General features: G+C 63.6%; 26 protein-coding genes. 16 read left to right on the top strand and 10 right to left on the bottom strand.

Annotation, left to right across the window (positions count from 1 at the left end):
• Positions 1-17: 17 nt before the first annotated feature.
• From BLQ28_RS19030 to BLQ28_RS19020, 3 genes are all read right to left on the bottom strand, one after another.
• Positions 18-479, bottom strand: coding sequence for a carboxymuconolactone decarboxylase family protein (locus tag BLQ28_RS19030; RefSeq protein WP_093242643.1), 462 nt, complete (start codon positions 477-479; stop codon positions 18-20).
• Positions 480-565: 86 nt separating this feature from the next.
• Positions 566-1,444, bottom strand: a complete 879-nt coding sequence (locus BLQ28_RS19025; RefSeq protein WP_093242641.1) for an RNA polymerase sigma-70 factor — start codon at positions 1,442-1,444, stop codon at positions 566-568.
• Positions 1,445-1,524: 80 nt separating this feature from the next.
• Positions 1,525-2,382 (bottom strand): ferritin family protein, encoded by an 858-nt coding sequence (locus BLQ28_RS19020; RefSeq protein WP_093242639.1) that lies wholly within the window; start codon positions 2,380-2,382, stop codon positions 1,525-1,527.
• A gap of 128 nt (positions 2,383-2,510) precedes the next feature.
• On the opposite strand from BLQ28_RS19020, the gene BLQ28_RS19015 reads away from it, so the two are divergent.
• The 4 genes from BLQ28_RS19015 (at position 2,511) to BLQ28_RS19000 (ending at position 6,789) form a co-directional block, all read left to right on the top strand.
• Entirely contained in the window at positions 2,511-3,125 is a 615-nt protein-coding gene (locus tag BLQ28_RS19015) for a glutathione peroxidase (protein WP_093242638.1), read from the top strand.
• 294 nt (positions 3,126-3,419) lie between these two features.
• Complete coding sequence (locus BLQ28_RS19010) at positions 3,420-4,757, top strand: NAD(P)/FAD-dependent oxidoreductase (protein ID WP_093242636.1); 1,338 nt, start codon at positions 3,420-3,422, stop codon at positions 4,755-4,757.
• Positions 4,754-5,578: a DUF1365 domain-containing protein gene (locus BLQ28_RS19005; RefSeq protein ID WP_093242634.1), complete on the top strand. Its 825-nt coding sequence runs from the start codon at positions 4,754-4,756 to the stop codon at positions 5,576-5,578. The genes BLQ28_RS19010 and BLQ28_RS19005 overlap by 4 nt, the downstream gene beginning before the upstream one ends.
• Positions 5,575-6,789 (top strand): SAM-dependent methyltransferase, encoded by a 1,215-nt coding sequence (locus BLQ28_RS19000; protein ID WP_093242632.1) that lies wholly within the window; start codon positions 5,575-5,577, stop codon positions 6,787-6,789. The genes BLQ28_RS19005 and BLQ28_RS19000 overlap by 4 nt, the downstream gene beginning before the upstream one ends.
• Positions 6,790-6,821: 32 nt before the next feature.
• On the opposite strand, the gene BLQ28_RS18995 is transcribed toward BLQ28_RS19000, so the two are convergent.
• Positions 6,822-7,433 carry a glutathione S-transferase N-terminal domain-containing protein gene (locus BLQ28_RS18995; protein ID WP_093242630.1) on the bottom strand — a complete coding sequence of 204 codons (612 nt, stop codon included), beginning with the start codon at positions 7,431-7,433 and terminating at the stop codon, positions 6,822-6,824.
• Positions 7,434-7,564: 131 nt separating this feature from the next.
• Between BLQ28_RS18995 and purB the strand changes: the two genes are divergently transcribed.
• Together purB and BLQ28_RS18985 are read left to right on the top strand one after the other, a co-directional pair.
• Positions 7,565-8,944, top strand: a complete 1,380-nt coding sequence (purB, locus tag BLQ28_RS18990) for an adenylosuccinate lyase (protein WP_093242628.1) — start codon at positions 7,565-7,567, stop codon at positions 8,942-8,944.
• Entirely contained in the window at positions 8,944-9,504 is a 561-nt protein-coding gene (locus BLQ28_RS18985) for a YaeQ family protein (RefSeq protein WP_093242626.1), read from the top strand. Before purB ends, BLQ28_RS18985 begins: the two co-directional genes overlap by 1 nt.
• 118 nt (positions 9,505-9,622) lie before the next feature.
• Here BLQ28_RS18985 and BLQ28_RS18980 read toward each other — a convergent pair whose 3' ends face one another.
• Positions 9,623-9,928, bottom strand: coding sequence for a putative signal transducing protein (locus BLQ28_RS18980; RefSeq protein WP_093242624.1), 306 nt, complete (start codon positions 9,926-9,928; stop codon positions 9,623-9,625).
• 17 nt (positions 9,929-9,945) lie between these two features.
• Positions 9,946-10,413 carry a DUF3717 domain-containing protein gene (locus BLQ28_RS18975; RefSeq protein WP_093243432.1) on the bottom strand — a complete coding sequence of 156 codons (468 nt, stop codon included), beginning with the start codon at positions 10,411-10,413 and terminating at the stop codon, positions 9,946-9,948.
• A 496-nt stretch (positions 10,414-10,909) separates the two neighbouring features.
• On the opposite strand from BLQ28_RS18975, the gene BLQ28_RS18970 reads away from it, so the two are divergent.
• The 3 genes from BLQ28_RS18970 to BLQ28_RS18960 all read left to right on the top strand — a co-directional run bounded on the left by BLQ28_RS18970 (position 10,910) and on the right by BLQ28_RS18960 (position 12,639).
• The gene (locus BLQ28_RS18970; protein WP_093242622.1) at positions 10,910-11,647 is read left to right on the top strand and encodes a TerC family protein; all 738 of its coding nucleotides are present in this window, start codon (positions 10,910-10,912) and stop codon (positions 11,645-11,647) included.
• Positions 11,648-11,720: 73 nt separating this feature from the next.
• Entirely contained in the window at positions 11,721-12,185 is a 465-nt protein-coding gene (locus BLQ28_RS18965; protein WP_093242620.1) for a hypothetical protein, read from the top strand.
• A 100-nt stretch (positions 12,186-12,285) separates the two neighbouring features.
• Positions 12,286-12,639: a phage holin family protein gene (locus BLQ28_RS18960; RefSeq protein ID WP_093242618.1), complete on the top strand. Its 354-nt coding sequence runs from the start codon at positions 12,286-12,288 to the stop codon at positions 12,637-12,639.
• 31 nt (positions 12,640-12,670) lie between these two features.
• On the opposite strand, the gene BLQ28_RS18955 is transcribed toward BLQ28_RS18960, so the two are convergent.
• Positions 12,671-14,236 (bottom strand): M48 family metalloprotease, encoded by a 1,566-nt coding sequence (locus tag BLQ28_RS18955; protein ID WP_093242616.1) that lies wholly within the window; start codon positions 14,234-14,236, stop codon positions 12,671-12,673.
• Between the two features lie 54 nt (positions 14,237-14,290).
• Between BLQ28_RS18955 and moaC the strand changes: the two genes are divergently transcribed.
• The 7 genes from moaC (at position 14,291) to BLQ28_RS18920 (ending at position 22,600) form a co-directional block, all read left to right on the top strand.
• Positions 14,291-14,773: a cyclic pyranopterin monophosphate synthase MoaC gene (moaC, locus tag BLQ28_RS18950; RefSeq protein WP_093242614.1), complete on the top strand. Its 483-nt coding sequence runs from the start codon at positions 14,291-14,293 to the stop codon at positions 14,771-14,773.
• A gap of 207 nt (positions 14,774-14,980) precedes the next feature.
• Positions 14,981-15,442, top strand: coding sequence for a type IV pilin protein (locus BLQ28_RS18945; protein ID WP_256327364.1), 462 nt, complete (start codon positions 14,981-14,983; stop codon positions 15,440-15,442).
• A gap of 36 nt (positions 15,443-15,478) precedes the next feature.
• Positions 15,479-16,081, top strand: coding sequence for a GspH/FimT family pseudopilin (locus tag BLQ28_RS18940; protein WP_256327394.1), 603 nt, complete (start codon positions 15,479-15,481; stop codon positions 16,079-16,081).
• 89 nt (positions 16,082-16,170) lie between these two features.
• Positions 16,171-16,587, top strand: coding sequence for a type IV pilus modification PilV family protein (locus BLQ28_RS18935; protein WP_093242608.1), 417 nt, complete (start codon positions 16,171-16,173; stop codon positions 16,585-16,587).
• An 8-nt stretch (positions 16,588-16,595) separates the two neighbouring features.
• On the top strand, positions 16,596-17,756 hold the full coding sequence (locus tag BLQ28_RS18930) for a PilW family protein (protein ID WP_093242606.1): 1,161 nt from the start codon (positions 16,596-16,598) through the stop codon (positions 17,754-17,756).
• Positions 17,750-18,430: a pilus assembly PilX family protein gene (locus BLQ28_RS18925; RefSeq protein ID WP_093242604.1), complete on the top strand. Its 681-nt coding sequence runs from the start codon at positions 17,750-17,752 to the stop codon at positions 18,428-18,430. The genes BLQ28_RS18930 and BLQ28_RS18925 overlap by 7 nt, the downstream gene beginning before the upstream one ends.
• A gap of 24 nt (positions 18,431-18,454) precedes the next feature.
• A complete protein-coding gene (locus tag BLQ28_RS18920; protein WP_093242602.1) occupies positions 18,455-22,600 on the top strand; it encodes a pilus assembly protein in 4,146 nt (1,381 codons plus the stop codon).
• A gap of 30 nt (positions 22,601-22,630) precedes the next feature.
• Here the strand turns inward: BLQ28_RS18920 and BLQ28_RS18915 are convergent, their stop codons facing one another.
• The 3 genes from BLQ28_RS18915 to BLQ28_RS18905 all read right to left on the bottom strand — a co-directional run bounded on the left by BLQ28_RS18915 (position 22,631) and on the right by BLQ28_RS18905 (position 25,559).
• Positions 22,631-24,364 carry a PglL family O-oligosaccharyltransferase gene (locus BLQ28_RS18915; RefSeq protein ID WP_256327363.1) on the bottom strand — a complete coding sequence of 578 codons (1,734 nt, stop codon included), beginning with the start codon at positions 24,362-24,364 and terminating at the stop codon, positions 22,631-22,633.
• A gap of 106 nt (positions 24,365-24,470) precedes the next feature.
• Entirely contained in the window at positions 24,471-24,986 is a 516-nt protein-coding gene (locus BLQ28_RS18910) for a pilin (protein ID WP_305367553.1), read from the bottom strand.
• A gap of 57 nt (positions 24,987-25,043) precedes the next feature.
• On the bottom strand, positions 25,044-25,559 hold the full coding sequence (locus BLQ28_RS18905) for a pilin (protein WP_093242598.1): 516 nt from the start codon (positions 25,557-25,559) through the stop codon (positions 25,044-25,046).
• Positions 25,560-25,656: the final 97 nt, after the last annotated feature.

The following is a 25,656-nucleotide window of genomic DNA, read 5'->3' as shown; positions in this document are numbered from 1 at the left end:
CACTCGCACGCGCCTTGTCAGGCCAACGGCTTGGCAGCGACCGGCACCCGCATGCCGACGTTGAGGCGGTTCCAGGTGTTGATCTGCGAGATCGCCACCGTGAGCTCGACGATTTCGAGGTCGCTGAACTGCGCCTTCAGGGCTTCGAATTCGGCATCGCGCGCGTCGTGGTTGTCCGCCAGCCGCGTGAGCGACTCGGCCCACGCGAACGCCGCGCGCTCGCGCTCGCTGTAGAAGCCGGCTTCGCGCCAGGTGGGCAGGCTGTTGATGCGCTGCCAGTCTTCGCCTTCCTTGCGCAGGTCGCGCACGTGCATGTCGAGGCAATAGGCGCAGCCGTTGATCTGCGAGACGCGGGCAAAGACCAGGTCGACCAGCTTCTTGCCGAGCGTGGTCGATTCAAGGGTGCCGTTGACGGCGAGGATGGCCTCGAAGGACTTCGGGGCGAGCTTGAACCAGTTGAGGCGGGCGGTGGTGTTCATGGGTTTCTCCAGTGGGTTGACGATGAAATCTTCTGTCTACCCACTGAAGACGGGCGATGCGCTCGCCCTGTGACACCCGCGCCGGTCTATTTCGAAAAAAGCTGCGCGATGCGCGCCAGCTTGTCGGGATTGCGCTGCGCCCGAATGCGCACGATGAGGTCGTTCTCGATCTCGAAGGTCTGAGCCGATTCGAGTTCGCTGTCGAGAAAGCGCAGCATGCCGGGCTCGCCGTTGATGTCGACCAGCTCCATGCGCACCCCCGCGCCCATGCGGCGCCAGAGCGAGAAGTAGAGCTGCGCCAGCCGCTGGCTGCCGCGCAGGATCTTGTCGAAGGTCTGGACCTTGCCACCGCCATCGCCCAGGAGCTCGACGTCTTCCGCCATGAGCGCCTTCAGGTCTTGCAGGCTGCCACGCGCCGCAGCATCGGCGAAGGCACGCAGCAGACGCTGGTGGGTTTCGCGCGGCACATTGAAGCGCGGGCGCGCCTCCTGCACCTGCAGCTTGGCGCGGTGCACCAGCTGCCGGCAGGCGGCCTCGCTCTTGCCCAGGGTCTGGGCCACTTCGTCGTAGTCGGCATCGAACACTTCGCGCAGCAGGAAGGCGGCACGAGCCTCGGGCGCCAGGCGCTCCAGCACGGTGAGGAACGCGACCGAAACGCTGTCCGCGCGTTCGAGCAGCTGCTCGGGCGTGTCGGGTGCCTCGGTCAGCATGGGCTCGGGCATCCAGGTGCCGATGTAGTGCTCGCGCTGGACCTTGGCGGCGCGCAGCCGGTCGATCGACAGGCGCGTGACGACGGTCACGAGCCAGGCTTCGGCGCTGTCGAAGCTGTTCTTGTCGGCGTCATGCCAGCGCAGCCATGCGTCTTGCACGACTTCTTCGGCTTCGGCGACGGAGCCGAGCATGCGGTAGGCGATGCCCTGCAGGCGGCGCCGGTGACTGTCGAAGGTGAGGGTGGGGTCGTCCATGTGGGGCTAGACGGCTGGCACCTGCGGTTTGTGACACACCGCCCAAAAAAACGCCCCGGCGTGCGGGGCGAGTTTTTTGCCTATGCGCCCTGGTACTCGGGCTTGGGCCCCAGGGAGGCGGTGATTTCCTTGCGGTAGCGGTTCAGCTCCTGGACGGTCTTGAAGCTGCGGTTCATGAGCAGGCTCAGGTTGTGCAGGATGCGCTCGCCGACCTTGGTTTCCCAGACGGCATCGAACTTGATCTGCTTGTCGAGCCAGTGCTCGAGCCAGTCCGGGTCGGGCATGCGGCTCTGGATGGTGTCGTTCGGGAACAGCGACTTGTTGACGTGCAGGTTGGTCGGGTGCAGCGCCTGGGCGGTGCGGCGCGCGCTGGCCATCAGGACGCCGACCTTGGTGAACGCGGCACGGGCCTCGTCGCCGAACTTTTCCATGGCGCGCTTCATGTAGCGCAGGTAGGCGCCGCCGTGGCGGGCTTCGTCCTGGCTCAGCGTGGTGTAGATGTGCTTGATGACCGGCTCGGTGTGCCACTGGGCGGCGCGGCGGTACCAGTGGTTCAGGCGGATCTCGCCGCAGAAATGCAGCATCAGGGTTTCGAGCGGAGGGGCCGGGTCGAAGTCGAAGCGCACGTCGTGCAGCTCCTGCTCGGTGGGCGCGTGCTTGGGGCTGAAGCGCTTGAGGTACTCCATCAGCACCAGCGAGTGCTTTTGCTCCTCGAAGAACCAGATCGACATGAAAGCCGAAAAGTCGCTATCGTGGCGGTTGTCGCGCAAGAACATTTCGGTGGCCGGCAGCGCCGCCCACTCTGTGATGGCGTTCATCTTGATGGTTTGCGCCTGCTCTTCCGTCAGCAAAGAAGCGTCGAACGACTGCCAGGGAATGTCTTTGTCCATGTCCCAGCGGACGGATTCGAGTTGTCTGAAGAGTTCCGGATAGAGCATCAATGTCTTTCTATGGCCGCCGATTTTAGTCGGCCCGTTTGGCGCGACCATGACAGACGCGCGATGATGCGAATACGCGCGCCCTTGCGGCACGGATGCACACCCCCCTTTTGAACCAGGAGTCCGCCATGCGAACCCACTCCCGATTGTCGACGCTCTTGCGCTGCACCCCGGCTATTTCCCTCGTGGCGAGCCTGTTTACCGCCCTTCCCGCAAGCGCCCAAAGCAACCCTGCCGCACCCGCCCCGGCCGAGGCCGCTGGGTGCCCGGCCATCCTGCAACACACCTTCCCGCGGCTGCAGGATGAAAAGCCCCAGACTCTGTGCCAGTACTCGGGCAAGGTGGTCCTGGTGGTCAATACGGCCAGCTTTTGCGGCTTCACCCCGCAGTACAAGGGGCTGGAGGCATTGGACATGAAATACCGCGCGCGCGGCCTCGTGGTGCTGGGCTTCCCGTCCAACGACTTTGCCCAGGAATCGGGCTCCAACAAGGAAATCGCCGACTTCTGCGAGAGCACCTTCGGCGTGAAATTCCCGATGTTCGCCAAGTCGTCGGTGCGCGGCACGGAGGCCAACCCGCTGTTCAAGCAGCTCGCGCAGGCGTCCGGAACCACGCCGAAATGGAACTTCTACAAGTACCTGATCGGCCGCGACGGCAAGGTCGTGCAGGCGTGGTCGAGCATGACGGCGCCCGATGAAAACGGCTTCGTGAACGTCATCGAGAAACAACTCGGGCCCAATTAAAAACTGAGCAGTTCACAAAAATACGGATCGGTAATATTATTTACCGATGCGTGCAGACCCATGTGAACTCGGCGAAACAAACGTTTACCAATCCAACGGGAACCGTGCCGCGGAGGTCGCGCTCCTAACTTGCGTGGGCAGTGATTGCCCAGCAAGTTTCATGTTGCGAGGTCTTCCGGGCGCCTGCCGTCCGGTCGAAATCCCGAGGCGATTCTTCTCCTCCTCCCTCCCTCCCTCCTTCGCGTCGGGGCGCCTCGCAGCATTTTTATATTCCCGCCGGGCGAGGGCCGCGCAATGACGCAGCCCCCTCGCATCGCCGTCATCGGCGCTGGCATCTCGGGACTGGCCGCCGCGCATTCGCTGCGCGACATCGGCCCTCTTACCCTCTTCGAAGCCAGTGACTACTTCGGTGGCCACGCGCACACGGCAACGATCGAGCTTCCACGCTCCGCCATCGACGGCACCCGCATCGGGCATGGCGTCGACACCGGCTTCCTGGTCTACAACGACCGCACCTACCCCCACCTGATCCGCCTCTTCTCGGAATTGGGCGTCGACACCGCGCTGTCGGAAATGTCGTTTTCGGTCCAGGCCACGCGCGACGACGGCGCGCCGCTGGAGTGGAGCGGCAACAACCTGGGCACCGTGTTCGCCCAGCGGCGCAACCTGCTCGACGGCCGGTTCCTCGGCATGCTGCGCGACCTGTTGCGCTTCAACCGCCTGACCACGCGCATCGCGCAGGCCGGAACAGAAGGTGAACTGGCCCAGCCGCTCGGCGAGTTCCTCGACGCCCATCGCTTCGGCACGGCATTCCGCGACTGGTACTTCCTGCCGATGATGGGCTGCATCTGGAGCTGCTCGACCACGCAGATGCTGGCGTTCCCGGTCGCGACCATGATCCGCTTCTGCCACAACCACGGCCTGATCCAGATCGCCAACCGGCCGCAGTGGCGCACGGTGCGCGGCGGCTCGCGCCACTATGTCGAGAAGCTCGTCGCCACCCTGGCCGACAAGCGCCTGAACACACCCGTGCGCCGCATTACCCGCGGCGACAACGGCGTGCAGGTAGCCACCGATGCCGGCACCGAGCATTTCGACCACGTGGTGCTCGCCACCCATTCCGACCAGTCGCTCGCCATGCTCGGCGACGCCAGCCCGGCCGAGGCCGCGGTACTGGGCGCGATCCGCTACCAGGCCAACCACGCCGTGCTCCACACCGACGCTGGCGTGCTGCCGCAACGCCGTTCGGCCTGGGCCGCCTGGAACTACGAACGCGCGGCGACCAGCGACCGCGAATCGGGCCGCGTGTGCCTGCACTACCTGCTAAACAAGCTGCAGCCGCTGCCCTGGGAACAACCGGTCGTCGTTTCGTTGAATCCGGTCCGCGAGATCCAGCGTAGTCAGGTCATGGCCGAATACGACTACGACCACCCGGTGCTCGACCTTGCCGCGATCCGCGCGCAGGCCGAGGTGCCCGCCTTGCAAGGCCAGCGCAACACCTGGTTCGCAGGCGCGTGGATGGGCTACGGCTTCCACGAAGACGGCCTGAAGGCCGGGCTGGCCGCGGCCGAGGGCCTGCGGGCCCGCCTGTCGACCACTCCCGGCGACGGCGCCACGAGGCACACGCCATGACACCCGCGCAGGCCGTGCCGCTGATGGGCTTCGGAGAAGTCCGCCACACACGCCTGCGCCCGGCACGCAACGCCTTCGTCTACCCGACCTACTTCCTGATGCTGCCGATGCGCACCCTGCGCGCGCACGGCGGCGGCACGCTCGCACTCAACCGCCGCGCCGCGCTGTCGTTCTTCGACATCGACCACGGCGACGGCCGCACGCCCGCACAGGGCGGCGCGCTGGCCTGGCTCGACGCCCTGCTGGCCGCCCACCAGATCCACGACGCCGATGGCGAGGCCTGGCTGCATTGCTACCCGCGCGTGTTCGGCTACACCTTCAAGCCGGTGAGCTTCTGGTACTGCCACACGCCCGAAGGCGCACTGCGGGCGATCGTGGTCGAGGTCAACAACACCTTCGGCGAACGCCACTGCTACCTGCTCGACCGGCCCGTGTACGGCGTGGAACTCAAGGCCACCAAGGCCTTTCATGTCTCGCCGTTCTGCCGGGTCAGCGGCGCCTACCGCTTCCGCTTCTTCGTCGATGCCGACCTCATGCGCACCATGGTGCGCATCGACCACGACGACATCGACGGCCCGCTGCTGCAGACCAGCGTGAACGGCGATCTCGTACCCATGACCGCGGCCAGCGTGCGGTGCGCGCTGTGGCGCTACCCCGCGATGACCTTCGGGCTGATCGCCCGCATCCACTGGCAGGCCGCGAAGCTGTGGCTCAAGCGCGTGCCTTTCGTTGCCAAGCCCGCGCCGCCCACGCACTTCGTTTCACGCGGCAACCCGCAGCAAGTTCACGCCGCCGTACGCAGCACGAAGGTACTTCCATGACGTCCACCACCACCGCGTCCCGCTTCTCGCTGCCGCAAGACGCGCCGGCTGCCGCGCGCACCGTGCTCGGCCTGCTGCAGCGGCTGGCGTATGGCTCGCTCACCGTGCGCCTGCCCGACGATTCGGTGCGGCACTTCGGCGCCACGCCGGGCAGCGGCCCGACGGCCTCGCTGACGCTGCGCAACTGGAACGCCTGCAAGGCCGCGCTCAAGTCGGGCGACATCGGCTTTGCCGAAAGCTACATCGCGGGCGACTGGACCACGCCCAACCTCACCGAATTGATCAAGGTGTTCATCGCCAACCGCCGCGCCATCGAGGACGTGGTCTACGGCAACTGGTTCGGCCGCGTGCTCTACCGCGTGCGGCACCTGATGAACCGCAACAGCAAGGCCGGCAGCTCGCGCAACATCCATGCGCACTACGACCTGGGCAATGCGTTCTACGCGCTCTGGCTCGACGAGACGATGAACTACTCGTCGGCCTGGTTCGAGGGCAGGCTCGACAAGCCGATGCCCGAGGCGCAGCGCGCCAAGGTGCGCCGCGCGCTCGAACTGACGGCCGTGAAGCCCGGCGACCGCGTGCTCGAAATCGGCTGCGGCTGGGGCGCGCTGGCCGAGATGGCGGCCGCCGACTTCGGTGCCTCGGTGACCGGCGTGACGCTCTCGACCGAACAGCTGGCATTTGCCCGCCAACGCACGGCGGGCCTGAAGACCGACCTGCGCCTGCAGGACTACCGCGACATCGACGACGCCCCGTTCGACGCCGTCTGCTCCATCGAGATGGTGGAAGCCGTGGGCCGCGAATACTGGCCGACCTACTTCGCCAGCGTGAGCCGGCTGCTCAAGCCGGGCGGCCGCGCCTGCGTGCAGAGCATCGTGATCGACGACGAGCTGTTCGACCGCTACATCGACTCGACCGATTTCATCCAGCAGTACATCTTTCCGGGCGGCTGCCTGCCGTGCCCGCGCGAGTTCCGCCGCGAGGCCGAGGCCGCGGGGCTGGAGGTGGTGGACGAATTCGCCTTCGGTGCCGACTATGCCGAGACGCTGCGCCGCTGGCGCGAGAGCTTTTTGTCGCAGCGCGGCCAGATCCTGCAGCTCGGCTTCGACGAGCGCTTCATGCGCATCTGGGAGTTTTACCTGGCCTACTGCGAGGCCGCGTTCTCGCAGGCCAACATCGACGTGGTGCAGTACACGCTGCGCAAGCGCTGAAAAAAGAAAAGGCGCCTCGCGGCGCCTTTTCATCAGGGCTTGGTGTCGATGAAGCTGGGCCGCAGCGTCAGCTTGTCGTAGAGCTTTGCGAGGTTCGCATGCTCGCCGCGCCAGTCGATGTCGGGAAAGCGCAGGTCGAGCCAACCCAGCGTGCAGCCCACGGCGATGTCCGACAGGCTCAGGTGGATGCCGCTGCAGAAGGGCTTGTCGCCCAGGCCCTTGGACATGGCGGCCACGCCGTCCTCGACCTTGGTGCGCTGGCGTTCGATCCAGGCGGCGCTGCGCTCGCCGTCGCCACGACCGGGCCAGGTGGCTTCGAGGCGCCAGAGCACGCCGGCGTCCATCACGCCATCGGCCAGCGCTTCCCAGGTCTTGACCTCGGCGCGCTCGCGGCTTTGCTGCGGAATGAGCTTGCCGACCGGCGACAGGGTGTCCAGGTATTCCACGATCACGCGGGAGTCGAACATCGCCTCGCCGCCTTCCATGATCAGGCAGGGCACCTTCCCCAGCGGGTTGGAACTGGCGATGGTGGTGTCGGCAGACCAGACGTCTTCGATCACGAACTGGTAATCGAGCCGCTTTTCGGCCAGCACCACGCGCACCTTGCGCACATAAGGGCTGGCGGCCGATCCGATCAGTTTCATGAAGGCTCTCTCCCTTTGCTTTGACAACATTTGTTCATAATCATTTTAGGTGAACGGGAAAACCAGAGGCCCGGATCGACCCCAATGTGTCGGGGCGGCCCCACGGACCGGCGGCCGCCTAAAATTCGGGCATGAGCTTTTCCACCGTTTCCGCCCTCTCCCCCCTCGACGGTCGCTACGCGACCAAACTCGCGGCCCTGCGACCGCTGATGAGCGAACAGGGCTACATGCACCGGCGCGTGCAGGTCGAAGTGGCGTGGTTCATTGCGCTGTCGGACTGCGGCTTCGCCGAATTCAAGCCCCTGACCGGCGGTGCCCGCAAGTACCTGCTGGGCCTGGTGTCCCACTTCTCCGAGGCCGACGCACTGGCCATCAAGGAGATCGAGAAGACCACCAACCACGACGTGAAGGCCGTCGAATACTGGATCAAGTCCAAGTTCGAAGCCCGGCCCGAGCTGCTGGCCGCCGCCGAGTTCGTGCACTTTGCCTGCACCAGCGAAGACATCAACAACACCAGCCACGCCTTGCAGATCCAGGCCGCCCGCGAAAAGGTGCTGCTGCCGGCCATCGACGGCCTGATCGCCAAGCTGCGCGAAATGGCGCACCAGTTCGCCAACGTGTCGATGCTGTCGCGCACCCACGGCCAGACGGCCAGTCCGACCACCGTCGGCAAGGAAATCGCCAACGTGGCGGTGCGCCTGTCGAAGGCCCGCGCGCAGATTGCCTCCGTGCAACTGCTGGGCAAGATGAACGGCGCCGTCGGCAACTACAACGCCCACCTGGCCGCCTGGCCCGAGTTCGACTGGGAAGCCTTCAGCCGCAAGGTCATCGAGACACCCGCGCCGCTGGGCCTGGGCCTGAGCTTCCAGCCGTACAGCATCCAGATCGAGCCGCACGACTACATGGCCGAGCTGTTCGACGCCGTGGCGCGCGCCGACACCATCCTGATCGACTTCTCGCGCGACATCTGGGGCTACGTGAGCCTGGGTTACTTCAAGCAGCGCCTGAAGAAGGGCGAGATCGGCTCCTCGACGATGCCGCACAAGGTCAACCCGATCGACTTCGAGAACGCCGAAGGCAACCTGGGCCTGGCCAACGCGTTGCTGCGCCACCTGAGCGAGAAGCTGCCGATCAGCCGCTGGCAGCGCGACCTGACCGACAGCACCGTGCTGCGCAACATCGGCGTGGCCTTCGGTTACGCCACGCTGGCCTACGCGAGCCTGGCCACCGGCCTGGGCAAGCTCGAACTCAACGAAGAAGCGCTGGCCGAAGACCTCGACGCCTCGTGGGAAGTGTTGGCCGAACCGATCCAGACCGTCATGCGCCGCTTCGGCGTGCAGGGCGCCTACGAGCAGCTCAAGGAAGTGACGCGCGGCAAGACCGTCACGGCCGAGGCGCTGCACGGACTGATCCGATCGCTCGACATCCCGGAAGAGGAAAAAACCCGCCTTCTGGCAATGACGCCAGCCAGCTACGTCGGCAAGGCTGCCGAGCTGGCCACGCGCGTCTGATGGCTCTCAAATCCACCATCTTCAAGGCCACTCTCGCGGTGGCCGACATCGACCACGGCTACTACGCCGACCATGCGCTGACCCTGGCGCGCCACCCGAGCGAAACCGACGAGCGGATGATGATCCGGCTGGTGGCGCTCGCGCTGAACGCGCACCAGCTGCAGGACCTGTGCAACGGCGACGGCACGCTGGCCTTTGGCGCGGGCCTGTCGAACGTCGACGAGCCCGACGTGTGGCTGCGCGACTTCACGGGCGAGGTCAAGATCTGGATCGAGGTCGGCCAGCCCGAAGACAAGCCGATCATCAAGGCCTGCGGCAAGGCCGACGAAGTGATCGTCTATTGCTTCAATCACGCTGCCGAGATCTGGTGGCGCGGCATCGAGAACAAGCTCACGCGGCCGCAGAACCTGAAGGTCTACCGCGTGCCGACCGACGCCTCCCAGGCCCTGGCCGCGCTCGCGCAGCGCAGCATGCAGCTGCAGGCGACGATCCAGGAAAACACGCTGACGCTGGGCGACGGCACGAACAGCATCGACATCGAGCTGCTGCGCTGGAAGTAGGGCTCGCCCCCAGGCTCCGCGCAATTCGTGTCGCTTCTCCTTCCCCCTGCCGGAGGCAACACCTGAGGCCCGGCGAAGCCGGTTCCGCGGTGTTCCACGAAGGGGAGGCTTTCTCTTTCTAGATCGCCGGCATCATCTCGCCGCACTGCCAGCACTGCTCGAAGCCGCCCTCGACCTGCTCGCCGCACACGCATTGCCAGCTGCGCTGCGGCCGGTGTTGCGCGGCATGCAGCACGCGCTGGGCCAGCTCGAACTGGGTGTCGTCGTCGATCCAGATTTCAGGCAGGCACTGATCGGGCGGCAGTTGGCCCATGACCGCGCCGAGGAACTCGCGCTGCACGGTGGCCTCGATGCCTTCTTCGCGCAGGGCGTGGACCCACAGTGTCGCGATCGCGAGGTTGGGGGCTTGGGCCAGGCGGCGCATGGGGTCGTGCCTGCCGTTCAGGGTGTGTCGTCGGGGCCGAGCGGCTCGGCGGGATCGTCGGGCCACTGCGGTGGCGCCTCGGCTTCGCGGGCACGCTCGGCGTAGCGATTGAAGCGCCAGGCCGAGTCTTCCATGGTGATGCGGCGCCAGGTGGCGCGCTTTTCGACCGGCGTCATGGCCGGCCAGAACTGCACTTCGTCGAAGCTGCGGCCGCAGCCCTTGCATTCGTCGTCGCCCTGGCTGGTGGAGCAGATCGCGATGCACGGCGTGTCGGGCGTGCTCTCGTACCAGGCCATCCAGGCAGCCCAGGCCTTGGGAGGGAAGCCGACCTCGTCGACCTCGTCCTCGTGGTGAAAAATCATGAGCGCGTAGACCTCGGCCAGCGCGCGCAATTCGGGTCCCAGCGTGACCCCGTCGGGCGAGGGAGTCTTCTCGCGCCAGTGGTTGATGGCGGCCTCGATGTCGGTGATGTGTATGGCGGCCATGAAGAGTGGAAAAAGCAGCGAGCGGCGATCATAGTCCGCCAATGTCCCGTGATCTCAAAGGGCCTTGATTGCTATAAATAACAGAGCGCCATGCGCCCTGTTCATGCGGGATTCGAGGCATTTCCCTTTGAATTCATGAAAACTTTCGGTTGCCACGCGAAGGCCTTCGATGCTCTAATTCCGCCCACGAAGGGGAGTAGCTCCCGAGCGCTGTCCATGGCAGCGTGAATCGTCAGGTCGTCAATACGAAGCAAAACACTTCCGGCCTGTCGGACAACGTACGTGCACTGGTGCGCGCGCTGTCGAGCAAGACCTTCGATTTGAACCTGTGCAGGTTTGGTCGAAGCGTTCTCGAGTCCCCGGTTTCCCCCGGTTTCTTCATTTCCACGCTTTCGACCAGCCCCGTGCGGGATGAATCGAAACGCATCGGTATGCGCCTGCCCGTCGTCGTCCCACCCAGGAGAGACAGGCGGGGCGCGAAGACAAAGAGGAATCTATGGAACTGTTCATGACCCCGGAGTTCTGGGTCGCTGTCGGTCAGATCATCATGATCGACATCCTGCTCGGTGGCGACAACGCCGTCGTGATCGCGCTGGCCTGCCGCAAGCTGCCGCCCGCACAACGCACCAAGGGCATTCTTTGGGGCACCGCGGGCGCCATCATCCTGCGCGTGATCCTGATCTTCTTCGCGCTCACGCTGCTGGCCATTCCGTTCCTGAAGCTCGTTGGCGCCATCCTTCTGGTGTGGATCGGCATCAAGCTGCTGGCCCCCGAACATGACGACGCGCACGGCAACATCACCGGCAGCGACAAGCTCTGGGGCGCGGTCAAGACCGTGATCATTGCCGACCTCGTGATGAGCGTGGACAACGTCATCGCCATCGCCGGTGCCGCACAAGGCGCAGGCGCCGAGCACCAGATGCCGCTCGTGATCTTCGGCCTGCTCGTGAGCATCCCGATCATCGTCTGGGGCAGCCAACTCGTCATCAAGCTGATGGACAAGTTCCCGATGATCATCACGCTGGGCGGCATGCTGCTGGGCTGGATCGCAGGCACGATGGCCGTGTCGGACCCGGCGCTGGCGAACCCCGCCGCCTGGACCTGGGTGCCGAAGGCGCCGCAGACCGACCTGGTCAAGTACGCAGCCGGCATCGGCGGTGCACTGCTCGTGCTGGTGATCGGCAAGTGGGTCGCGGCCCGCAACAAGCCGGCAGCAACCGCGACGCAAAGCTGAGCGCCGCCACAGCGCTCACCCGACGTTTCCTGTACCCCTGTCTCTGTCACTCTAACTACCTGAAGGAGCACCCATGGAAAAGATCATTCTTTATGTCGACGACGTCACCTACGCCTGTGAGCAGTTCGCCGAACTCGCGCCGGACGCCAACAACGTCGTGGCCCGCCATTGGGTGCTCGTGGCCTGCGCGCCGCGCATGACGCATCGGATCAGCAAGTGGGTGAGCCACAGCGCACGCGAGAACTGGCGGGCCAAGTGGTTCAGCAAGGTGCAGGCGCAGATGCTGCCGCTGCTGGAGCGCAACGGCGGCCAGGTGACGCCGGTGCTGGCCAAGGGCCCGCTGGCCGAGCTGACGCTGCAACTCAAGCGCGAGCATGCGGCCGTTCACGTGGTCGATGCGCGCCGCCCGAAGATCGGCGTCGACCTCGAACCGGTGACGCCCGACCAGAAGCCCGCGAACCAGACCGGCTGGGCCTTTCCCGGCGCCGTGATGGGCATGGGCGCGCTGCTGGTGCTGGCGAACGAGCTGGCCGAATAAGACGGCAAGACGGACAGGCCCACAGGCCTTCACGACGAGCCCCGGTGCGGCAACGCACCGGGGCTCGTCGTTTTAAAGGCTCTGGAGTATCCTGCGCCGCATGCGCATCATCATCAAATGGCTGCTCAGCGCCGTGGCGCTGCTGGCGGTCGCTTATCTCTACAGCGGTGTCCAGGTCAACAGCTTCGGCTCCGCGCTGATTGCGGCGGCGGTGATCGGCCTGCTCAACATGATCGTGCGGCCCATCCTGGTGGTGCTGACGCTGCCAGTCACCATCGTCACGCTCGGGCTGTTCCTGTTCGTGATCAATGCGCTGCTGTTCTGGGCTGCCTCGGGGCTGCTTGGCGGCTTCCACGTCAACGGCTTTCTGGCCGCGCTGATCGGCTCGCTGCTCTATTCGCTGCTGGGGCTGCTCATCGAATCGGCGCTGGGCGGACTTCTGTCGCGGCGCTGAACTGCGCCGCCTCCGTCATTCGATCATTCGTTCACTTCAGTGGCGGCTCTTCGGCCTGCTGCTTCACCAGCGCATCCACCGCCCGCGCGCGGGTGTCGATGATCGACGCTTCGTAGTGATCGACCGACTTTCCGGACTGCCGCATCAGTTCCTGCGCCGCCTTGAAGCGGTCGCGGGCGGCCGGGTAATCGAGGATCGCCACGTTGGCTTCGGCGTCGGCACGCACCGCGCGCACCGTGTCGTTCTGCGCACCATAGAGATTGGCCAGCGTGCGCCACGCCGTCGCGTCGCACGGGTTCGCGGCCACCCAGTCGCGCAGGACGGGAATCATCGGCGCGGGCTGGTGCATTGCCGTCGCGGCTTCGGCCGAGAGCAGCATCTCGGGCCGCTCCTTTGACTTGGCATCGAGCAGCGCGGCCGCCTTGGGCGCCGCACCCGCGGCGAGTTCGATTTCCGCGCGCAGCCAGCGCGCCTGCTTCGCCGCCGGCGCGTCGTCAGCGGTGAGCGTCACCAGCCGCTCGGCCATCGCGCGCGCCGTCTTGTAGTCGCGCATTTCCTTGGCCGAGAGCGCGGCCGCGTAGAGCGTGCCAGCCTGCTGCACCGGCGTGCTCTTCGCGAATTCGCCGGTCGACGCGGAGTCGATCCAGAGCCGCAACACATCCACGCCCGGCTGTGTCATCACGCGGGCGCGCGAAGCGATCATGGCGTGGTCCATCACCGGCGGAACCGGCGGCGCCGCATCCATGCGGAACTGGAACCGGCCCTGCATGTCAGAGATGCGCTCCGTGGTCAGCGGATGGCTGCGCAGATAGGGGTAGGAGCCGTTGTCGTTCAGGCGCGAGGCGTACTGCAGCTTCTCGAACATGGCCGCCGCGCCTTGCGGCGCAAAGCCCGCCTGCGTCATCACGCCGAAGCCGATGCGATCGGCCTCGCGCTCCATGTCGCGCGAGAAGTTCAGCTGGTTCTGCGCAAACAACGCCTGGCTGCCCATGATCATGGCCTGGCCGGCATCGCCGTTGCGGCTCTTGCTGGCCGCGATCATCCCGAGGATCAGGCCCGCCAGCATCAGCGGAAACTGCTTGCCCTGCTTGTCCATGATGCGCGCGATGTGGCGCTGCGTGACGTGCGACAGCTCGTGCCCCAGCACCGTTGCCAGCTCGTCACGGCTGCCCACGACCGCCACGAGGCCCAGGTTGAGGCCCAGATAGCCCCCCGGCAAAGCGAAGGCGTTGATGTTGCGGTCGCGCCCGAGAAGAATCGTCCAGGCGAAGCGCTCGTCGAGCTCGGGCGTGAGCTCGCCGCGCGCCCGCGCCGCGGCCAGCAGGCGTTGCCAGATATCCTGGACATAGGCGGCGATCACCGGGTCATCGACATAGTCGGTGTCGCGGTACAGCTCGCGGGCGATCTGATCGCCGAGATGCCGCTCGGCACTGGCCGTCATCTCGCCCCCGTCGCCCATGCCGGGCAGCATCTGCATCTGGGCCAACGCGGGCGTTGGCAGCAGGACCTGGGAAGCTATTAAAAAAGTAGCGCACAACGTCCGCAGGACGGGCGTAAGCTGGCTTTTTTTGTGGGGATCGGGAGTCAAGCGCGGCATTCCTCGTCAGTGGCTCGGGCTCTTATGATGCATCTCCAAACCGAACGTTCACACATGAAGTCTCTCACCCATTTTGACGCCCAGGGGCAGGCCCACATGGTCGACGTCGCCGCCAAGCCCGCCACCCACCGCGTGGCCGTGGCCACCGGCCGCATCGAGATGCAGGCGGCGACGCTGGCGCTGATCGAGTCCGGCACGGCGAAGAAGGGCGATGTGCTGGGCATCGCGCGGATCGCGGGAATCCAGGCAGCGAAGAAGACCAGCGACTTGATTCCGCTCTGCCACCCGCTGGCCCTGACGCGGGTGGCGGTGGCATTTGCCCTGGCCGAGGGCGGGGAAGCCCCGCAGGTGGCATGCACCGCGACGGTCGAGACCGTCGGGCCGACCGGGGTGGAGATGGAGGCCCTGACGGCGGTGCAGGTGGCGCTGCTGACGATCTACGACATGTGCAAGGCGGTGGACCGGGGGATGCGGATCACCGATGTGCATGTGTTGGAGAAGCATGGGGGGAAGTCGGGGAGCTGGGTGGCGGAGTGACGCCGACCGACGTAAGAAGAAGGAAAACAGAAGGTCTGTCGGCAGTCAATTGACGGTCCAGGCCGAGACGTAAACCAGGGGACGAACGGTGTCGAGCCCCTGATGAGCGGGTTTTGTCGCGGATATACAGTTAGTCACAATCTGTGACCACTGTCACCAGATTGCTCTCCTTCATTTACGAAGGTAAGCACCTCAGGAAAGTCCGCTGTGAATCATCTGCCTCCCCGTCGCCCCTCATTTGCCCGTCGCTGCGCGCGAGGCTTCACCCTGATCGAGATCATGATCGTCGTCGTGATCGTCGGGGTTCTGTCGGCGATTGCGATACCGCTATACGGCGACTATGTGCTTCGCGGCCGGATTCCTGATGCGACTTCGAATCTGTCGGCGCTCGCGGTGAAGATGGAGCAAGCATTCCAGGACAACCGCAGCTACTACAAACCGACAACGACCAACTGTGCGGTGGATGGCAGCACTGTCACGAGCAACAGCTTCGACTTTTCCTGCAAGGCGACGTCGGACACGGCTTACGTCTTTACGGCCAAGGGGAAAAACACCATGGCCGCGTTCACGTACAGCATCGACCAAAGCGGCGTCAAGAAGACCGTCGCGGTCAAGACTGGATGGACCGCTGGCACCAATTGCTGGACGACCAACAAGGGCGGATGCTGAATGCCCGCCCTTCCACACCTTCGGCCAACGTTGGCAGTGGGCCAGCGCGGAGTCTCCCTGATCGAGCTTCTTGTAGGCATCGCGATCATCGGGATCGCCGTTGCCATCGGCGCACCCAGCTTTGCGGAGTGGATCAACAACTCGCAAATCCGCAGTACCGCCGAGTCCTTGCAGAACGGCCTGCAATTCGCGCGCGCCGAAGCCGTGCGACGCAACACCATCGTGCGACTCCAGGTGACGACGACGCTGGACGGCGCATGCGCCCTCAGCACGGCTGGCACGAGTTGGGTGGTAAGCCTTGACTCTGCAGGATCGTCCGCCAACCACTGCGGCGACGACATCAGCGAGACCGGCTCCTCGATTCTTCAGAAGGGCCAACCAGTTACCGCCAAGAGCAAGACGACGATCAACGCTTCGCAGACCGCCTTCGGCTTCAATGGCCTGGGCCGGATCGTCAAGACGACATCGCCAGACACCGACATCGTGAGCTCGACGATTGATATCAACTCCAGCGGCGGGGCTTGCACGGGCGATCCCGGAGGCACCTTGCGCTGCCTGCGCGTGGTGGTGGCGGCGGGCGGGCAAATCCGCATGTGCGACCGGGCACGCGCCACTCCAGACCCGATGGCTTGCCCTTGAAGATGACCATGCACTCAAACCTCTCCCGCCGACGCGCGTGCTCCGCCCGCTCACGAGCGAGACAAGCACCAAGCAACCAGCGCGGCATCGTGCTGCTGGAGGCACTTGTTGCCCTGCTGATCTTCTCGGTCGGCGTTCTCGGCCTCATCGGCCTGCAAGCCACCTCGGTCAAGCAAGCCGCAGCAGCGGAATACCGATCGACCGCTGTGCTGCAAGCGAATGACCTGGTGAGTCGAATGTGGGTCAGTGATCGAACGGATGCAATCCTGCAGGCCCAGTTCGCCAGCACAGGCGACGGCTACAAGGCTTGGCAGGCTGCCTGGGCAAATGCCTTGCCTGGCAGCGACGTTGTCGCCCCCCCCACAGTCACGATTACCAGCCAGGACAAGGGTGCCACGGCGTCCCTTGGGACCAATCTGGTCAGCATCACCATCAACTGGAAAGCGCCGGGCGACGACCCGCGCAAATACACGCTGATGGCGCGACTCGATCAGCCGCAGAAGTAGCACCCGCAATGTCCCACCTGATTCACTCTTCCGATCGTCGGGCATCGTCCGGCTTCAGCTTGATCGAGATACTGGTCGGCCTGCTGATCGGCATGCTGTCCGTCATTGTCATCATGCAGGTCTTCGGCGCATTCGAGGGCAACAAGCGCAGCACCACGGGCGGCGACGATGCCCAGATCAACGGCACCATTGCCCTTTACGGCCTGGAGCGCGATGCGCGCGAAGCCGGCTACGGCATCAACGCCTTCAGCCTGCTGGGTTGCAGCCTGAGCTTCAAGGCTGCCGACGGGAAGGCCGTCAAGCTCAGCGCGCTGGCGCCCGTGACGATCAATCCGGCCACGACCCTCGTGCCCGCAGGTGACTCGGGCACCGACACCTTGCTGGTGATCTTCGGCAACAGCGACAGCCCTTCGGAGGGTGACCTGATTGCAATGACGCCGTCCACCGGGAGCTATCCGATCACGACGCCAACGTCTTTCACGATTGGAGACTACGTGATCGCGCAGCCTGCGTCGCGGCCCTCTCCTTGCGATCTGGCGCTCGACAAGGTGACAGCCAAGTCCGACACGGCCATCGCAGTGACGCCAGGCAATCCCAGCGGCTTGGCCCTGGGCAGCATGGTCTACAGCATGGGGCAACAGCCAGTCGTGCGGGCGTACGCCGTACGCGGTGGCAACCTCACCGTGTGCGACTACACCGCCTACAACTGCGGGGATGCGACATACGCGGCAACACCAGATCCGAAAGTCTGGGTCTCCATTGCCTCCAACATCGTCGGCTTGCGCGCTCAGTACGGACGCGACACCTCCGGGGTCTCGGGAAACAAGCTGTCGGGCATCGTGGACACCTACGACCAGATCACGCCGGGCAGCGCTGCCGACAAGAGCGGGCTGGATGTTCAATGCGCCTGGGCACGCACTCTGGCGTTGCGCATTGCACTCGTCGCACGCAGCGGGCAGTACACCAAGTACAACGCAGCCGCAGGCGAAACACCCTCCACGAGTACCGCGCCGACCTGGGCCGGTAGCGCGTCCGCCCCCATCGACCTGAGTAGCGACTCGACCTGGAAAAACTATCGCTACAAGACACTGCAAACCACGGTACCCATCCGCAATCTGGTCTGGCAGGGATCGCAGAGCACTGCACAAGGAGGGACCGGCGGATGCTGAGCCACAACAATTCTCGAACGATGTGGCGCGACTTGCGCACACAGGGTATGCATGGCCGTCGATCGCAGCGCGGCGTGGTGTTGATCCTCGCGCTGATCGTGCTGGTTGCACTGACTCTGGCGGCGGTGGCCCTGACACGCTCCGTCGGGACATCCAACACCATCGCGGGCAACCTGGCGTTCCAGCAAGCGGCCACGCATTCGGCGGATGTTGGCGTCGAAACGGCTGTGAAATGGCTCGAAGACAACGTCAATGGCACAGGAAGCTGCAGTTCGGGAAGCACCGTCACGTGCGACCAGACCGCACAAGGCTACATATCGTTCAGGGTAGATCCCACCGCCAACCAGAGCTGGGCCGCCTTCTGGAAGGACAAGCTCGCGGCCAATGCCAAGGCATTGGCACAGGACGCGACAACGGGCAACACGGTGAGCTACATCATTCACCGCATGTGCGCGACGACTGGTGAAGCGAACACCAGTTCGAACGTATGCGCGACATCACCCCGCGCCACTGCCGGCAGTTGTCCGGGCGGCACCTCGTGCACAGGCGGCGGCGGCCGAGGCGGCACGGGCAGCAACGTCGACGCACCGAAGCAGACCTACTACCGCATCACCGTCATGGTGGACGGACCGCGCAGTACCCAGAGCATGGTCCAGGTCATGGTGGCGATCTAGTCGCCGCAACAGGAAAACATATCCATGAAACGCAGCACTCTTCATTTTCTGCAAGCGACGTTCTGCATCGTGCCGCTGCTCGCAGCGATGTACACGGCAACGGCAGCGCAGACCGACCTTGCGAGCGCGCCGCTCGAGACATCGAGCCCGACGCTGGTCAACCCCAATCTTTTCTTCGTGCTCGACGACTCGGGCAGCATGACCTGGGACTATCTGCCGGACACGGCGGGGCAGGACACGAATTACCGAAACAACGCCGGGCTTGTTCGCAACAGCGTCTACAACAAGATCTACTACAACCCGAACACCACCTACGCGCCGCCCGTCAAGTACGACGGAGGCACGTATCCATCGATGACGTCCGACAAATGGACGGCCGTGCCGTACGACGGCTATGGTGTGCAGTCGGCAAACACGGGCTTCTCGGGCAATCAGGCCAATCTGTTCACCACGTCCAACTCCGGGCCGACGCAGAACCTTGTTGGAAATGCCCTTTATTACAAGTTCGTGTCGGGTGAGTACTGTACGGACCAGAGCCTGCGAAACTGTGCGCCACAGTCGGCCCCGTCGCCATCGAATCCCGTGGCTGCCACGCTGCGCTGGTGCAGCGACACTGCTCTGACCGATTGCCAAGCGACCCGCATCGATACGGCACCCACCGGAGGTCAAGCGTATGTGTACGCGCGCTATCCGGGGCAGAAGTTGGTCGATGCCAGCAGCGCGACGGCCAAGCTGAGCCTCACCGGCTCAGGCAACAGCTCCGTCAGCGGAATCACCGTCGGGTCGGTGCAAATCATGGCGGCCGGAACCGGAACCATCAGCAGCCGGACCACGCTGGCCCAGGCGATCGTGGATGCCATCAACCAATGCACGACTGGAAGCACTGGCAACTGCACGGCTTCGGGCTTCAGCGCCTCCAGATCCAGCAGCACCGTCACGATCGTCGCTCCCAGCTCGATGGGCAACTTCACGGACACTCCGGTGGTGAACAGAACCGGCGCGATCTCGATCAGTGCGGCCGCTTTCAGTGGCGGCGTGACAGCAGCGAATGTGCCCGGCCAGAACGTATTGACGACGATCAGCGTCAATACGCCCAATTACCCCCAGACCGGGACGCGCACAGACTGCGTCGACACCACGAAGTGCACGTACACGGAGGAAATGACCAACTTCGCGAACTGGTGGGCTTATTACCGCACCCGCATGCAGATGACCAAGACCGCCGCCGGCTTGGGTTTCTCGGGGCTTACCAGCCGCTATCGACTGGGCTACATGAGCCTCAACAACAACACGAACTCCGACTTTCTCAACGTCGCGGACATCACTACGGGAGTGGGCGGGCAAAAGGACCTGTGGTACCAGAAGCTGACCGCTGCCAAGCCCAGTAACGGGACGGGTCTGCGCGTGGCTCTCTCGAATGCGGGCCGGATGTACGCGGGCAAGCTGACAGGAAGCCAGCAGCTCTGGATCAATGCATCCAGTGGCAATACGACCAAGGTCAATGTCACGGACCCGATGCAGTACGCCTGCCAACGCAACTACACCCTGTTGTCGACCGATGGCTACTGGAACGAAGACACGACGAACACGGACAACAAGGGCAACAAGTACAACACGATCACACAGGTCGACGGCACGACCACCATCGGTGACCAGGACAGCAGCAGCGGCGTGCAGCGGCCCTACTACGACGGCAGCAAGACTTCGAATACGCTGGCCGACGTGGCGCAGTACTACTACACCACCGACATTCGATCGAGCATTCTTGGCACCGACAAGAACAGCAGCGGCGTGGATGTGGGTTCGAACGACACCCTGGCCGGCCAGCAGCGCATGTACACCTACACCATCGGCCTGGGGGTGTCGGGCTACATGCAGTACCAGCCCGACTATCAGACGGCAACCAGCGGCGACTACTACGACGTCCTCAAGGGAACGACCGCCTCCGACACCAAGTGCCGCTGGCAGAGTGGCGGCGCGTGCAACTGGCCAACGCCCGTCAGCAACTCGCAAACCACCGTGGACGACCTGTGGCACGCCGCGGTCAACGGCCGTGGCACTTATTACAGCGCGGGTGATCCGGTCGCAGTGAAGGACGGCATCACCAACTTCCTCAACAACGTCGATGCCCAGAACAGCGCGGGCGCAGCGGTTTCGCCCAGTACGGCGAACGTGACGAGCTCGGACAATTTCCTGTTCGACGCCGGCTTCACATCGGTTCAGTGGTTCGGAGAAATCGCGCGTTACAGCATCGATCCGATCACCGGCGTACCGGGCACGGTGCCCGCATGGTCGCAGTCGGGCACGGCGAACAGCTCATCGCCGACACCACCGACGCCGCTGCTGGACAAGATGGACTACAGCACGCGCAAGATCTACACCAACAACGGAACGACCCTGATCAACTTTGCCTGGGATTCGCTGACCGACACGATGAAGAACTACTTCAAGATGTCCGCCATCGGATCGCTTTCGCAAAAATGCGCAGCGGGAACCGGATGCGTGCCCGTCGCTCAGCAGATCGACAGCACCGCAGCGGGCCCGGACAAGGGCATGGGCGGCGTCAATCTCGTGAACTTCCTGCGGGGAGATCGCAGCAACGAAGGCAACGGCGGGGGCAAGTACTACTTCAGCCGCACCCACGTGCTCGGCGACATCGTCGGTTCGCAATCGGCCTACGTGAAGAAGTCGAATTTCAACTACACGGACACCGGCTACGCCGCGTTCAAGAAGACCAACGAAACACGGCAAGGCATGCTCTACGTTGGAGCCAACGACGGCATGCTGCATGCATTCAATGCCGACACCGGTGCTGAAAGCTGGGCCTACATTCCATCCGTTCTGCTGCCCAAGCTCTACAAGCTGGCGGACAAGAGCTACAGCATCAACCACACCTACTTCGTCAATGGCTCTCCGCAGCAGGGCGAGGCCTATTTCGACGGCGCCTGGCACACCATGCTCGTCGGGGGGCTGGCCGCAGGCGGCCGCGGTTACTACGCATTGGATGTGACCACGCCAGACACGCCCAAGGTGCTGTGGGAGTTCACGTCTGCCAACGACAACGACCTCGGATACACCTACGGTATCCCGATCATCACGAAGCTGAACGATGGCACTTGGGCCGTGATCGTGACCTCGGGCTACAACAACATTTCGCCTGGCGACGGTGGCGGCCACCTGTGGGTTCTGAATGCAAAGACCGGTGCGATCATCAAGAAGATCGACACCGGTGTCGGCAGCGCCACGGCCGCGGTGGCGGGATCGGGATGCACTGTGGCGCCGTGCCCCAGCGGGTTGTCGCGCATCAGCGCGTGGATGGACAACATCAACCTCAACAACACCGTGACTCAGGTGTACAGCGGCGACCTCTACGGCAACGTCTGGCGCTTCGACCTCACCACGCTGAAGGCGGACGGCAGCGGCACGCCGACCGTCCAGCTGCTCGCGACGTTGCAGGATGGGAGCAATAACGCGCAGCCGATCACCAGCTGGATCGAGCTCGGCTACGCCAGCGGCAGCCACATCATCTATGTCGGCACCGGGAGCTACCTGGGCGTTGCCGATATCGATGCCAAGAGCGCGGGCAGCACGCAGGTGCAGACGATCTATGCCATCAAGGATCCGCTCACCGGGAAGAGTGCCACCACCAGCCTGTATGGAAGCCCTCGCTCGACCGCCTGCTCCGCCACGCTCAAGAACAAGTGCTTCATGCGGCAGACATTCACGGACAAGGACGGCGTGCGCACCGTTGCGAGTTCGATGAGCTATGCCACCAACCTGAGCAACATGAACGGCTGGTTCATCGATCTGCCGAACTCCGGCGAACGGATCAATACGGACTCCACGCTGCAACTGGGCGTGCTGGTGTTCGTGTCGAACATTCCGAACAGCAAGAATGCATGTGGTGTCGGCGGATCCGGATACCTGAACTATGTGGACTACAAGACAGGCTTGTCGCTCTTCCCCGCAACGAAGGCGCAAGTGGTCGGCGTCCTTCTTGCGGGCGGCAACGGGATGGGGGCGGCGCCGTCGGTGTATGCCCGCAAGGGCAGCTTGCTGACAGGCAGTGTGAAGCTGTCTACAGGGAAGCTGGAGAACATCGAACTGCCTCCGGGTGCTGGCGGTCCTGGCACACGCCGTGTTTCGTGGCGTGAGCTTGTGACCCAATAAATCGACTGTGGGGAACCCGGAGCTCTGCGCTCAGGGCTCCGCGGACGAATCGAGTGGTCGGCCTTCTATCCACAGCCCGTATTCGAGCGGAAACGCGATGCTGAATCGCTCCGCCTCGGTACGGGCTTCTTCATGAAGCCCTAGCAGTTCCGCGCTTTCGATCAGCTTGACGATCACTCGCGGTTCGGGGGAGAAATGCAGGACGCGCTTGGCCAGGGTATGAACGTCTGTTGCATTGGTTTGCGTGACGGGCGTAAGGGTGAGTTCTGCGAAGCGCACCTGGTTGGCGAACAGCCATGAGCCTTGCACTTTTTCCAGGGTGTTGTCCTTGTACGCAGGCAGACGCTCATCGCGAGGCAGGTAGATCTGGCTGATGCGAAGGTAGTCCCAGCTTGCGTAACCGACGATGGCAATCAAGGTGACTGACGCAATCACCGGGACCGCACTGGCCCATCTGTGCCTCGTTACAGCGCTTGGCAAGTCCTTGGCTGGCCACAAGACCCCAAGACAGAGGCCGAAGACCAACTGAAACGGCCCGTACCACAATGGGTATTCGAGCAAGCTGTGCAACACGATCACACCAAGCAGTCCCCACGCCATGATTCGCAATGGCTCCCTCTCACGCCAGGGTCTTGCTGCGATCAACAGCCACAGAAAACCACCACAGATCACCACGGCAGCGGGGATGCCGAGTTCAACCGCCAAGTGCAGTGGCAAGTTGTGCGCGTTGTCGAGAATCTCGACGAAACGCGGTCCCAGGTAGAGCGCGCTGTGCGTGTAGTGCGCGAAGCTCAGTTCGCCCCAGCCCCAACCGGCCCAGGGGCGCTCGGCGATCAAGGTGAGGACGTTGTGCCAGAGAATCAGCCGGCTGTGCCCTGCCGGGGCGCCTTCGCTCAGGCGCCTCATCATGCCGTCGACGCTGCTGCCCGTTAGCTGCGGCAGCAGCCATGCGATGGCGAAGTACAAGGGAATCCAGGACAACAAGACCCAAGGAGCAGGCAGGCGAATCACCGCCGTTGTGTTCAGTGCCGCGCGCAGCTGGCGCTCTTGCCGTGCCAGGAAGGCCGCCACAGAGGCGATGGTGATGATCTCAAGCAGTCCGGTGCGCGATGTCGATGCAGCAGCCCCTGTGAGCAATAGCAGGATCGCGCCACGCCACAGCAGCCGACGCTTCAGCGACTCGTTCCAGCGGCCCGCATGCAGCCACAGTGCAGCAACAAGCGACATGCCCATCAGGCTTGCAAACTGATTCCGCTGACGCAGATTGCCGAATGCCTGCCCGACACCGGGCTCGGTTGTCCAGGGCCAGAGCATTCCGGCAAGCTCGTAGTACTGGAGCAGGCCCAGAGCAGCACTGACTGCTCCTGCAAGCAACAGACCATTGGCCAGGACGTTGCGCACTCTGCCATGGCCATGTACGAGGCCGGCACCGGCGGAGACTGCCACGCAGATGCCTGACACGACTGCAACACCCGACAACCACGGGCCGAGTCCGAGCGAAGGACTTTGGAGGGCCATGATCAGCGCAGCACTTGCCCCAAGCCAGCCTATCAAGGCGAGCCGGGCTTTGAGGCACTTTGGCCCCATCAAGAGGCACAGCAACGCAACACACAGCCACGAAATCAACTGCTGCCAGACATTGACAGACGGACCGGAGGCAATTGGAAAAAGAAAGGGAAGCGCGATCAGTGCGCTGCAAATCAAGAAAGAGAAGTCTTGCCTGGCAGCGTCATCAGCGCCGGCATGCATTGCGAAGAAACCCATTCAAGGAATTCTGCCCGGGCTGCGTCGATACCTGATCTACCTAGCGCGAACCACTCACGGCGAGGATGTTCCCGCAGCCGAGTGCTTCACGCCATGCAACCACCGGCTACAGCGGGCACGCGGTGGAGACATACTTGGGCTCTACATTGGCAGCCTTGCAACTCCAAGTTCCGTTCAGGTCGCGTTCCCATGTGATGGTTCCCGCAGTTGCGCCTTGCAGTGGGGCTCCGGCCAAATTTCCGAAGGTTGCCACGATCTTGGAAGCGGTGGTGGCGGACAAGGAGACTTGCGGCACCCCAGTCCCAGGTGCCGACCAAGTCGCGGCAATCGTCGGAGCAGCATTACCTGCAGTCGCCTGTAAATTGGAGCCAGTCGCTTGAGGATCACAGTTGCCCGCGGTCGCTGGATTTCCGACATCAAATTTTCCAACTAGCAGGCAGAGCTCAACCGCTGCCTTGATAGCTCCTGATTCACCTATTACGCGTTGAACCTGTGACTTAAAAACATAGGTTTGATACTGAGGGATCGCGATCGCAGCCAACACGCCAACTATTGCGACGACAACCATCAACTCAATCAATGTGAAGCCTCGGTTTTCCAGATTTGTGCGGCGCATGCTCATGCCTTTGTAGATAAAAAAACCGCCCGAAGGCGGTTTTTTAAATTCCAAACTATTGGATTACTTAATGGTGCCATTCGGGCATGCAGGCGGAGCGTACTTCGCATCCGCATCTGTGAGGCAAGACCAGCTGCCGTTTCCGTCACGGGTCCATTGAACCTTCTTGCCCTTCAAAACAGCGGCAGCGCTGTAATCCAGTGTGGAGGTAATGGTGTCATCCCCCTTGCCGGTAAGCGTTGCCAGAACCGTAGGCACGCCAGTACCAGTCACCAAGGCGGTACCAGCACCTTGCAAAGCACCGTTGATCAGATTTGATGCGGTTGCTTGTGGATCACAGGCACCAGCAGTCTTGGCTGGATCCCCGACGGTGAGCTTTCCGTCCAAAATACAGGTTTCAACCGACGTCTTCAGTGCACCTGTTTCTCCGATGACGCGCGTCAACTGCGACTTGGCAACGTAGGTCTGGTATTGAGGAATCGCAATAGCAGCCAAAATACCAATGATCGCCACAACGATCATCAATTCAATAAGGGTGAAACCCTTTTGCACATTGCGTGCGATAGAACGACGGTTCATTCAATAACTCCAGGTTGGTTTGTAGAGCCCGGGAACCAGCCCGGAGCGCAGTACCTTCCGCAGCATCCGTGCCACCCACTCCCGGGGCCCAACACCG

It is taken from the genome of Variovorax sp. EL159 (assembly GCF_900100965.1).
GTDB lineage: Bacteria > Pseudomonadota > Gammaproteobacteria > Burkholderiales > Burkholderiaceae_C > Variovorax.
This window is presented reverse-complemented; position numbering and strand designations above follow the sequence as displayed.